At 48.1% G+C, this 1,465-nt stretch carries 2 protein-coding genes and 1 tRNA gene; 1 reads left to right on the top strand and 2 read right to left on the bottom strand.

Annotation, left to right across the window (positions count from 1 at the left end):
- Positions 1-84 precede the first annotated feature (84 nt).
- Positions 85-441 carry a flagellar basal body rod C-terminal domain-containing protein gene (locus U9P07_03645; GenBank protein ID MEA2108491.1) on the bottom strand — a complete coding sequence of 119 codons (357 nt, stop codon included), beginning with the start codon at positions 439-441 and terminating at the stop codon, positions 85-87.
- A gap of 56 nt (positions 442-497) precedes the next feature.
- Positions 498-974 carry a thioredoxin-dependent thiol peroxidase gene (gene bcp / locus U9P07_03640; protein ID MEA2108490.1) on the bottom strand — a complete coding sequence of 159 codons (477 nt, stop codon included), beginning with the start codon at positions 972-974 and terminating at the stop codon, positions 498-500.
- A gap of 408 nt (positions 975-1,382) precedes the next feature.
- Between bcp and U9P07_03635 the strand changes: the two genes are divergently transcribed.
- Positions 1,383-1,458 (top strand) — tRNA-Phe (locus U9P07_03635).
- Positions 1,459-1,465: the final 7 nt, after the last annotated feature.

The following is a 1,465-nucleotide window of genomic DNA, read 5'->3' as shown; positions in this document are numbered from 1 at the left end:
AAGGTTAAAGGTTAAAGGTTGAAGGTTAAAAGATTTCGTAAAAAACCGTCAAAGCGATGAAACAGTAAAAGTTTTACAAAAGCATCAACCCTTGATGTCGATGACGGTCCCCAAAATCTCGTCGGCGGTTTTCAAAGCCTTCAGATTGGCTTCAATGCTGTGCTTGTCGATCATCAAGTTGACCATTTCTTTGGCCAGATCAACGTTGGACATTTCGACCATTTCCAGGCCATCTTCGGTTTCTTCCGCCCGCACCGAACCTGGTGACAGATCGACACTGACATTGGCCTGTACCGTTCCCGGCTTCGGCCCTTCGCCGAAATCTACCCGCTCGGCCTTGTAGCCATCGGTATTCAGGTTGGCAATGTTGCGGCCGGTGCGATTGAACCGCTCGGCCACCGCCTGGATAGCGTTCATTGACGCCGCAATTCCCTGGACCATGATCTTTCACCTCCTGCATTATGCCTGGGAAACCCGGCAGGCATTCCAAAGCGAGACTAATCCTGCTGGCTCTGCAATTCCACCAGTTTGTCCCGCACCTGCTCCACGTGCCCTTTGACTTTGACTTTCGGCCAGATAAAGGCGACATTTCCCCGGGGATCTATGAGATACGTACTTCGAACTACCCCATAATACTCCCGGCCGGCCATTTTCTTCAGCTGCCAGACCCCGTATTGGGTCAAAACTGTATGTTCCGGATCACTGAGCAGGGTTATCCCCAGCTCTTTTTTGGCAATAAAGTTGCGATGGCTTTTGGTGGAATCAGGACTGGCACCGATGACCACCGCGTTCATTTTTTTAAATTCGTCTACCAGACCGGTAAACCCCTGGGCTTCTTTGGCTCAGCCCGAGGTATTATCCTTGGGATAGAAGAAGAGAATCACCCATTTCCCCTGAAAATCCGCCAGGCTGACAGCCGCGTCATCCTGATCCGGCAGGCTGAAAACTGGAGCCTTATCACCTGGTTGCAACATCGACAGAATCTTCATTAAATCACCCTGCAACATCTATCCCCCTGATATTACAGTTATTATTCAAAAACGTCAGGGGGCTACCTATTCTTATCGGCAAAAATTTAATTTTATTGAGTACTATTTTATACAATTGAACTTCTGATTTGTGTTACAAAAACAAATCAGAGGTCTGTTATGTCACCACGAAGCACACGAAGGACACGAAGAAAAGCATTTTTTTAATCCTTCGTGCTCTTCGTGTGCTTCGTGGTATCTGCTGTCTTGCTCCAGAGGAACAACAAAATTATCAGACAAAAGCTGCGTAATGAGAACTATAAGATCCGGCCTTTTTCGGCAAAATTTCCTCTTGACAAACCCCTGGCCTTCGGCTAATAACGGGGCAAGTTTTCTGGCTTTATCCTCATGTTTGCCGAGGTAGCTCAGTCGGTAGAGCAGGGGACTGAAAATCCCCGTGTCGGCAGTTCGATTCTGTCCCTCGGCACCACTTAATG

It is taken from the genome of Pseudomonadota bacterium, assembly GCA_034660915.1.
Classification (GTDB): Bacteria; Desulfobacterota; Anaeroferrophillalia; order Anaeroferrophillales; family Anaeroferrophillaceae; genus DQWO01.
Note: the sequence above shows the minus strand (reverse complement) of the source record. Positions and strands in the feature narration are given on the sequence as shown.